At 66.3% G+C, this 8430-nt stretch carries 10 protein-coding genes; 5 read left to right on the top strand and 5 right to left on the bottom strand.

Annotated features, from left to right (window positions below; all coding sequences use genetic code 11):
• Positions 1–265: 265 nt before the first annotated feature.
• The 5 genes from AKL29_RS14315 to AKL29_RS14295 form a co-directional block, all read right to left on the bottom strand.
• Positions 266–766, bottom strand: a complete 501-nt coding sequence (locus tag AKL29_RS14315; protein WP_050384646.1) for a Rab family GTPase — start codon at positions 764–766, stop codon at positions 266–268.
• Positions 766–2517: an OmpA family protein gene (locus tag AKL29_RS14310; RefSeq protein ID WP_050384645.1), complete on the bottom strand. Its 1752-nt coding sequence runs from the start codon at positions 2515–2517 to the stop codon at positions 766–768. The genes AKL29_RS14315 and AKL29_RS14310 overlap by 1 nt, the downstream gene beginning before the upstream one ends.
• Position 2518: 1 nt before the next feature.
• Positions 2519–2872, bottom strand: coding sequence for a hypothetical protein (locus tag AKL29_RS14305; protein ID WP_244482029.1), 354 nt, complete (start codon positions 2870–2872; stop codon positions 2519–2521).
• A gap of 160 nt (positions 2873–3032) precedes the next feature.
• A complete protein-coding gene (locus AKL29_RS14300) occupies positions 3033–3689 on the bottom strand; it encodes a response regulator transcription factor (protein WP_028335911.1) in 657 nt (218 codons plus the stop codon).
• A gap of 49 nt (positions 3690–3738) precedes the next feature.
• On the bottom strand, positions 3739–4809 hold the full coding sequence (locus AKL29_RS14295; protein WP_050384643.1) for a sensor histidine kinase: 1071 nt from the start codon (positions 4807–4809) through the stop codon (positions 3739–3741).
• A gap of 248 nt (positions 4810–5057) precedes the next feature.
• On the opposite strand from AKL29_RS14295, the gene AKL29_RS44810 reads away from it, so the two are divergent.
• From AKL29_RS44810 to AKL29_RS14270, 5 genes are all read left to right on the top strand, one after another.
• A complete protein-coding gene (locus AKL29_RS44810) occupies positions 5058–5303 on the top strand; it encodes a hypothetical protein (RefSeq protein WP_244482027.1) in 246 nt (81 codons plus the stop codon).
• A gap of 288 nt (positions 5304–5591) precedes the next feature.
• A complete protein-coding gene (locus tag AKL29_RS14285) occupies positions 5592–6044 on the top strand; it encodes a MarR family winged helix-turn-helix transcriptional regulator (protein WP_028335914.1) in 453 nt (150 codons plus the stop codon).
• A 41-nt stretch (positions 6045–6085) separates the two neighbouring features.
• Positions 6086–6676, top strand: coding sequence for an isochorismatase family protein (locus AKL29_RS14280; protein ID WP_028335915.1), 591 nt, complete (start codon positions 6086–6088; stop codon positions 6674–6676).
• Positions 6663–6992 (top strand): hypothetical protein, encoded by a 330-nt coding sequence (locus AKL29_RS14275; RefSeq protein WP_016848133.1) that lies wholly within the window; start codon positions 6663–6665, stop codon positions 6990–6992. The genes AKL29_RS14280 and AKL29_RS14275 overlap by 14 nt, the downstream gene beginning before the upstream one ends.
• On the top strand, positions 6989–8251 hold the full coding sequence (locus AKL29_RS14270; protein WP_050384642.1) for an MFS transporter: 1263 nt from the start codon (positions 6989–6991) through the stop codon (positions 8249–8251). Before AKL29_RS14275 ends, AKL29_RS14270 begins: the two co-directional genes overlap by 4 nt.
• Positions 8252–8430 lie beyond the last annotated feature (179 nt).

Genomic DNA, 8430 nt, shown 5'->3' with positions numbered 1-8430 from the left:
GTCAGCCGTCCCGGCCCGATTCGCCAGCCCCGAGAAGTCGGGACGGCTGACACAGACATGCGTTCGGTATCGCGGGCTAGCGCTCAGGATCACCTCGCCCCGCGTGCGGGGAGAGGTCGCAACGCATCGTTAGATGCGTTGCGGGTGAGGGGGAGTCTCCGCAAACGCCGCTATCACCGCATTTGTGGAGACGGCCCCTCACCCCAACCCTCTGCCCGTAAGAACGGGGAGAGGGGGTGCAGCGTCATCGCGATCGCTATTCGAGCTAGAGCTGGCGGCGGCGGATGGTCTGGGCGAGTTCGACAAAGCTCTCGGCAATGCCGACGCCGGTCTTGGCGCTGACCGACTTGACGCTCGACTTCGCAAGCCCGGCAATCGCGCCCGCGCTGCCCGCGGCTTCCGGCAGGTCGATCTTGTTCAGCAGCGCCCGGTAGGGCCGGCCGGGGAAGCGCTCCTCGAAGCCGCGCACCAATTCGACCATGCGGGTCACCGTCTGCGGCCGCGTGACATCGGACACGATGATGGCGGCGGATGCGCCGGTGACATAGACCGTGTCGAAGATCTGCGTGCCGAAATCGCCGTCGGTGTCCCACAGCACGAGGCGCATCGGATCGCCGCCATCCGCCGGCGCCACGTCGTGGCTCAGGATCTCGACGCCCAGCGTCGATTTGTACTGGCCCTCGAACCGGTTGTAGATCAGCCGATAGAGGATCGACGTCTTGCCGACCCCCATATCGCCGAGCAGCATGACTTTCGCGGTGAGCATCAGCGGGCCACTTCGCCTCGATAGACCGTCTCGAACGCCACGCGGCGGTTGCCCCCGACGGTGGCGTCGAGCCGGTCGGTGATCGGCATCGTCGCCGCGCGGGAAACCAAAATCAGCCGTGACGGATCGACCCCCAGCGCGGTCAGCCTGCGCTGGACCTGCTCGGCCCGCTTGCGCGCCAGCGTCCGGTTGGTGCCTTCCGTGCCGCTCTGATCGGCATAGCCGACGATGCGCAGCCTGAGATCGTTGTTCGCCATTAGTCCGGCGAGCTCGCGCAGCTGCTGCTCGGCCTGGTCATTGTCGAGGAACTCGTCGGCATTGTTGACGAAGAAGATCGCGGTCGTGGCGATGAAGCGGTCGAGCCGCGCCGCCGGGCCGTCGGCGACGGCTTGCAGCTTCGAATACTGCTCGCCCAATTTGGCGTACTGCTCGCCGAGCTTGTCATATTGCTCGCTCAGGGCGGCATATTTCTCCTCGCCCGACTTCGCCTGCGCACCGATCGCCTCGCGCATCTGGTCGAGGCTCGCCTGCAGGCGCGTCAGGCTCTGCTGCAGGCCCGCGATGCCGGCCTGCGATGCCGCCATTTGCTCCGGTGCGGACACCAGACCGATGTGGTTGACGATCTTGTACGGTGCCGCGGCCGCAGCGAGCGCATCGATCAAGGGCGCGGTCTCCAGCTGGCTCGGCTCGATGCCTGAAACGGCCACACTTCGGCTGCCGTGATCGAAGTCGAGCCGCAGCGGGAACGAGGCCAGCAACGGCTGCTTTGCGGCGAGCTGTACCAGCGCCGCTTGGGTCCGCCGCTCCAACAGGCCGCGCGTCGCCGATGTCGCGGCAAGCCAGAGCAACAGCGCGGCCATTGCCGCGAGCAAGGCGAACAGGATCACCTTGCCGCGCCGGCTCGCGATCCGCCGTGGCGTATCGTCGGTCTCGATCGCGGCCGCCAGCGACGCCAGCATCGGCCCGTCGCAATCCGCGCCGCGGTCGATGCGCTCGATCGCATCGAAGAACAGCGAGTTGATCCTGGCGTTGTCGGCGGGCCGCAGCGGTCCCAGGCACTCCGCCGCCAGGATGAAGCGGGGCGAGGCGCGCAGCGCGAGCTGCCGTCCGCCGAAATCGAGCGTCTGCAGATTGCCTTCGCCGGCGAGCGCCTGCACCGAGAATTCCAGGATCGCCGCGACCATCGCGCTGAGCAGGTCGGCGCGTTCGTCGGCGGTCGCAGCGCGCTTCCAGTCTGCGATCAGGCGGCCATTGCCGCGTTCGATGATCAGGAGCCGGTTGATCTGCGGCGGCTGATCGGCGAGCACGAATTCGCTGATCGGGCGTCCCGTCACCAGCGACTTGACGCGGCCGACCCACAATTGCGCGGAGGTCAATGCATTGATGCGCTGCTCGAGCGAGGCAACCAGCTCCCTGAACGAATTCGCCACCGCGGCGCTGACCAGCCGGCCGACGATCGGATAGAGCGCCTCGATCATCTGCTCGCGCGAGTTCTTGATCTCGCTGCGGATCGCCGAGACCACGACCGGCGCAATCGCGCTGGCGAGCTCGCGCGGCCGGTTGACCTCGGCGCGCTCCAGCGCCTCGACCAGGATGCCCGCGGTTGCCGTCTCCAGGCGGTCGGCGTTGCCGACGTAGCGCTGCAGCGAGTCGAGATCGGCCTCCAGCGACGTCAGGCGCGTCGCCTCGGGCTGAAACAGCAATGTCTTGAGCTGCTCGATCTCGCGGTTCTGGCCGGCAGCAGCTGCCATGCTATTTGCCCGTGCGGCCGGATCCCAATCCGCTGATGACCGAGCCGAGCTGGGTGATCGCCGCGCCGACATCCTTCAGCGAGTCGAGCCGCTTCTGCTCGGTATCCCGCTCGAGGTCGGAGAGCCGCGCAGAAAGCGCGGTGAGTTCGTTGGTGAAGTCCGCCTGCATCTGCTTGAGCGATGCCTGCATCTCCTCGCGCAGACCCGAGAGGTTGGTCTCGAGCGAACGTTGCGCGCCGCCGAACAGCAGGTCGCGGACCTGATCGATCGCCGCCATGCCATGCGCCGCGGCGTCCGCGCCGTTGCCGGCTGCCGGAACATCCGTATCCTTGGTCTGGCGCTCGATACCCTTCATGGTCATTTCCCGCTTACTCATAGCTGCGCAATCCGGACCTGCCCTGTCAAAAAGCAAATCCGAAACAACCCTATAGCCAATTTTGCCGGCGCGGCCCAGAGAAAGGCGAGCAATCTCAGCCGGATCAACCGCTTGGTTGTGCGATCGCGGCCAATTATTTCTAGTAAGTTATTGCCTTTATTGCGAGTTCTGTACGGTTCTTGACCTGGCATTTCTCCAGAATCGTGCTGACATAGTTCTTCACGGTTCCTTCCGCCAAATGCAGCTGCTCGCCGATCTCGGTGTTGCTCTTGCCCTCGACGATCAGCGTAAGAATTTCATTCTCTCGCGCCGTCAGCCCGTCGCGAACCGGCAGCTTCGCCGAGACGCGCGGGCCGCGCAGCCGCTTGAACTCGTCGAGGATGCGCGCGGCGACGCCGGGCGAAAGCCCGGACTGGCCGTTGATGACCGCGCGGATCGTCGAGGCGATCTCCTCCATCCTGGCGTCCTTCAAGAGATACGCCTTGGCGCCTGCGCTCACCGCCTCGAAGATCAGGTCGTTGGTCTCGAACGTCGTCAGCACCACGATATGGGTCTGCGGCAATTCGCGGAGAATCCGCTGGGTCGCGGCGATGCCGTCGACCCGCGGCATCTGCAGATCCATCAAGATGACGTCCGGCCGATAGCGCCGCGCGAATTCGATGGCCTGCTCGCCATCGGCCGCGCCGGGAAGGATCTCGAAATCATCGTTCTGCTGGGCGAGCAGCGTCGCGATACCTTCCCTGATCAGCGTCTGATCCTCGGCGATCAGCACCCGTATCTTCTCAATTCTGCTCACGGGCTTTCCGTCATCCTCTCGAAAACGCGTTGCATGCGCGGCAACGAATTCAATCGGCCAGCACGCCGGCGGATACCGCCGGCGGCACCGCCACGGGGAGCGAGATCCGGACCAGCGTTCCCTGCCCGGGCGCGCTCTCCACCGCACAGCTGCCGCCGACAAGTTCAGCAAATTCGGCCATGCCAATCAATCCGAAATGTCCTGGCGTCGGGACCGCGGGATCGAAGCCGCGGCCGTCATCGCGGATCTCGACAATCAGCTTGCGGCCGACCGCGGCCGGTTCGTCGAAGGCGTGAAAGGAGACTCGGCGCGCCTGCGCGTGCGTCTGAACATTGCGCAGTGCCTCGCTGAGAATGCGCTGAACCGTCAAGCCGCAATCGCGCAGGCCGGGGCGCGCCGCTTCGTCGATCTGGATCGACACCCTGACGCCGCTGCGTGCGGCAAAGTCGCTCAGCAGCCCCTCGACATCGGGATCGAGCTTCAGGTCGTCGGGCGTGCGCAGGCGATCGATGGCTTCGCGGGCACGCGAAAGGCCGCTCGCGGCCGCATCTTCAGCTGTCGCAAGGCTGTCCGCCACACGAGCGGGATCGGCCGACAAATAATGCCGGATCAGCCGTATCTGGGTCAGCAGCGCCACGATCGAGTGCACCAGCGTATCGTGCAGATCGCGCGCCAGCCGCAGCCGCGTTCGCGCCAGCGAGGCAAAGCGCACCTCCGCGCTCGCCGCCTCGAGCTGCTGCTCCATCAGGCGCCGGGCGCGGCGCTCACTGCCGAGCAGCGTTTCGACCTGGCGGCCGGCAAAATCCGGCATGGCGATGACGAAGTAATGCGACCGCGCGCCGTTCCACAGCACGACCGCCGTCATCGGCTGCGTGATGTCAGGCGACGCGCCGCGCACACCGGCCAGCGCGATCATGTCCCGCTGGCCGCTGGCAAGCGCCGCCAACTCGGCTTCCATGCCGACCAGCAACACGCACTCGCAGCAGTCGACGCCGGTTGCGGGAAGCCACTCGACCAGCCGGCCGATCTTCCGCTGCATGCTTCGATCGGCGCCGATGACGGCGAGACCGATGACGTCGGCTTCTGCGGCCGCAAGCAAATCCGCGCTCAGATCGATCATGCGTTGCCCATCAGCTCAGCGAGCAGCCCACTCTGGCGTAAGCCGGCAGCGGTCGCAAACGAATATGACTTTCGTCACAACCGGTCCTGACCTTCGTCAGATGCCGCGGCTGCTCGAAATGCGGTTCTGTCTCAGGAATGAGCAACAGCGCAAGCCATGATGTGCCAAATGCCGGCGTCCATGGCGATGCCGGCCGGGCGCCGGGCCTCGCGGAAGGTCGCGCCAGTCGGCCGGAATGTGAGCTGACAATGAAGGGCGCACCACGCAAACCGTCGGGCATCGAGCTGCGCATGCTGGCGGAAGCAAACAAGCCTGCGCGGCGCCGGCGCCTGAGCGCAACCCAGAAGATGGCATTGCAGGAAGCGCTCGCCGGCCGCCTGCAGCTCTATCCGCGCGGATATGCCGCGAGCAAAACCGGACCGTTCCACTCCCGACGCGCCATTCTCGGACTGGTGCGCGCCGGCCTGATGAGCCTCAGCGCGACGGCCGCATAGCGCGCCGTGACCAGGCGCGCGCGCGAGATGTACGAGGCCGCGGCAAGCAGCGACGCTGCGCCCGAGTGAACGCGCCATTGCGCTGAGGCGCTCGAAGCCCTCACCATCCATTTCATTTCTCCGCCGAGGCTTGGCCGGAGTCACGCGCGCGCGGACGCTGTCACGGCCGCGCCGATTCCGGCTGCGAAGAGCGTCAGACCAGCCGGCTCGCTGCAGCGGGACACGTATGCAGATTAACTGCGAAGATAATCTTTACAGTTTACCTTCATATATGCTATCCGATCCGGCATGAGCAATGTACCGGTCCGCCCCGGCTCGGCGCGCACATCCGCGCTGGCCGAAGATCTTCGCCTGTTGATTGGAACGCTGAAGCGGCGGCTTCGCGAGCAGGGTCAGCGCGAGGACCTCCCGCCTTCCCAGGTCGCGGTGCTGCTTCGCCTCGAAAAGGACGGCCCCGCGACCGTGTCCAGCCTGGCGCGATCGGAGGGCATGCGTCCGCAGTCGATGAGCTCGGCGATTTCGGCGCTCGAGGCCGCGGGCCTGGTCCGCGGCGCGCCGGATCCGGACGACGGCCGGCAGACCATCATGTCGCTCACCGATAGCTGCCGCGAACGGCTGCGCACCGGCCGCGCGGCGCGGCAGGACTGGCTGTCGCGCACCATCGCCGCGCGGCTGTCGGCGCGGGAACAGGACGAACTCGCCGCCGCCGTCGGCTTGCTGAAGCGGCTGGTCGAGGATTGAGGCGGGCTGCGCCGCGACAGCTTGCGAGAAAGGTAACGACCATGGCCCTGACGACGCTCGATCCGATCACCGCATTGATCGTCATCGATCTACAAGGCGGCCTCATGAACTGGCCCTTCGCCCATCCGATCGGCGACATCGTGGCTCGCGCCACCGCGCTTGGCGCTGCGTTCCGACGGCGCGGTCTGCCGGTCGCGCTGGTCAATGTCGACGGCAGCTCGCCGGGACGAACCGAGCAGGCGCCGCGCCAAGGAAATCCATTCGGCGGCCCGCTTCCCGACGGATGGACCGATCTCATTCCGGAGCTCGACCGACAGCCCAGCGACATCGTCGTGACCAAGCGAACGCGAGGCGCATTTGCCAGCACCGACCTCGAAGGCCTGCTGAGAGCGCGCGGCGTCACGCAAGTCGTGATCGCCGGCGTCGCCACCGCCGGCGGCGTCGAATCGACGGCGAGACAGGCCTATGAAGCGGGCTTCAACGTCACGCTCGCGATCGACGCCATGACCGACGCGCGGCCGCACGCGCATGCCTACAGCATCGAACACGTGTTCCCGCGGCTCGGCGAGACCGGCTCGACGCAGGCGATCATCGATCTCGTTGAAAGGACCAACGCGCATGAACTGGCTTGACCTCGTCGCCTATTTCTTCGGCGGCGCCTTTCTCACCAATGCGATCCCCCACGTCGTCGCCGGCATGATGGGCGAAGCGTTCCAGAGCCCGTTCGCCAAGCCGCCCGGCGAAGGCCTGTCCTCGTCGACCGTCAACATCGTGTGGGGCTTCTTCAACCTCGCGGTTGGATATCTGCTGGTCTGCCGCGTCGGCGACTTCGGCTTGCGAACCACCAGCGACGTCGCAGCGCTCGGTCTCGGCGGTCTTCTGATCGGCCTGTTCCTGGCGCGGCGGTTCGGGCGGTTTCACGGCGGGAATGAACCTCAGAGAACATGAGACGCGTCTTTCGATCGCTTGCGAGCTTCAACTACCGGGTCTGGGCGGCCGGCGCGCTGGTGTCCAACATCGGCACCTGGATGCAGCGCGCGGCGCAGGACTGGCTGGTTCTCACCCAGCTGACAAATCACAGCGCGTCCGCCGTCGGCATCGTGATGGCGCTGCAATTCGGGCCACAACTATTGTTGATGCCGTGGACCGGCTTTGCCGCCGACCATTTCAACCAGCGCAAGCTGCTGATGGCGACCCAGGCGACGATGGGCGCGCTGGCACTCATCCTCGGCATTCTCACCGTCACCGGCCTGGTGCAGCTCTGGCACGTCTACACCTTCGCGTTCCTGTTCGGCTGCGCGGCGGCGCTCGATGCCCCGGTGCGGCAGACCTTCGTCGCCGAGCTGGTCAGCGATACCAATCTGTCGAATGCAATCGCGCTGAACTCGACCTCGTTCAACGCCGCGCGCATGATCGGCCCTGCCGTCGCCGGCCTCATTATCGCCTCCGTCGGTACCGGCTGGGCATTCCTGTTCAACGGCGCATCGTTCCTGGCGGTGCTGACCTCGCTGACCCTGCTGCGCACCTCCGAGCTGCGCCCGAACGCGCGCGCCCATCGCACCAAGGGTAGCGTAATGCAGGGCTTCCACTATGTCTGGTCCCGGCCCGATCTCAGGGCGACGCTGATCATGCTGTTCCTGATCGGGACCTTCGGACTGAACTTTCCGATCTTCATTTCCACCATGGCGGTTGGCGTGTTCCACACCGATGCGCGCGGCTTCGGCCTGCTGTCGTCGATGATGGCGCTCGGAACGATGTCGGGCGCGCTGCTGGCCGCGAGCCGCGAGGAGCCGCGCTTCGGCTCGCTGATGCTGGGCGCCGCGATCTTCGGGCTGGGCTGCACGCTCGCCGCGTTGGCGCCGAGCTATTGGCTGTTCGCCGCGGCGCTGGTCGTGATCGGCGTCGCCGCACTGACCGTCACCAACACCTCGAACGCGCTGATGCAGCTCTCGACCGAGCCCGCGATGCGCGGACGGGTGATGGCGCTGCGGCTCGGCGTTGCGCTCGGCGGCACGCCGATCGGCGCACCGATCGTCGGCTGGGTCGCCGATCACCTCGGCCCGCGCTGGGCACTCGGCGTCGGCGCCGCCGCCGGCTTGGCCGCGGCGATCGTCGCGATCGGCATGCTGTCCCGATCGGGCGGCGAAGCCGAGCGCCGCAGCCAGGAGGCGCGAAGGAGCGAGGTCAACCTGCCGCAGCAACGTTGATCATCGCTGACGCGAACCGTCTGATGTCGTCATTCCGGGGCGCGCAGCGAACCCGGAATCTCGAGATTCCGGGTTCGATGCTTCGCATCGCCCCGGAATGACGATACCGGACGAGCGCCTCCATGAGCCGGCTTTATGGAATCGCTGGTCTAGGCGGTGTGGACTCTAGGGATTCCCTT

Origin of the sequence: Bradyrhizobium pachyrhizi, assembly GCF_001189245.1 — a bacterium.
Lineage (GTDB): Bacteria > Pseudomonadota > Alphaproteobacteria > Rhizobiales > Xanthobacteraceae > Bradyrhizobium > Bradyrhizobium pachyrhizi.
The sequence above is the reverse complement of the archived record's forward strand: the minus strand, read 5'-3'. Positions and strand labels throughout refer to the sequence as shown.

Bases quoted from the DNA above. Each gene is read 5' to 3' on its own strand.
- AKL29_RS14315 (WP_050384646.1), bottom strand. From the start codon at position 766: ATGCTCACCGCGAAAGTCATGCTGCTCGGCGATATGGGGGTCGGCAAG.
- AKL29_RS14310 (WP_050384645.1), bottom strand. From the start codon at position 2,517: ATGGCAGCTGCTGCCGGCCAGAACCGCGAGATCGAGCAGCTCAAGACA.
- AKL29_RS14305 (WP_244482029.1), bottom strand. From the start codon at position 2,872: ATGAAGGGTATCGAGCGCCAGACCAAGGATACGGATGTTCCGGCAGCC.
- AKL29_RS14295 (WP_050384643.1), bottom strand. From the start codon at position 4,809: ATGATCGATCTGAGCGCGGATTTGCTTGCGGCCGCAGAAGCCGACGTC.
- AKL29_RS44810 (WP_244482027.1), top strand. From the start codon at position 5,058: ATGAAGGGCGCACCACGCAAACCGTCGGGCATCGAGCTGCGCATGCTG.
- AKL29_RS14285 (WP_028335914.1), top strand. From the start codon at position 5,592: ATGAGCAATGTACCGGTCCGCCCCGGCTCGGCGCGCACATCCGCGCTG.
- AKL29_RS14280 (WP_028335915.1), top strand. From the start codon at position 6,086: ATGGCCCTGACGACGCTCGATCCGATCACCGCATTGATCGTCATCGAT.
- AKL29_RS14275 (WP_016848133.1), top strand. From the start codon at position 6,663: ATGAACTGGCTTGACCTCGTCGCCTATTTCTTCGGCGGCGCCTTTCTC.
- AKL29_RS14270 (WP_050384642.1), top strand. From the start codon at position 6,989: ATGAGACGCGTCTTTCGATCGCTTGCGAGCTTCAACTACCGGGTCTGG.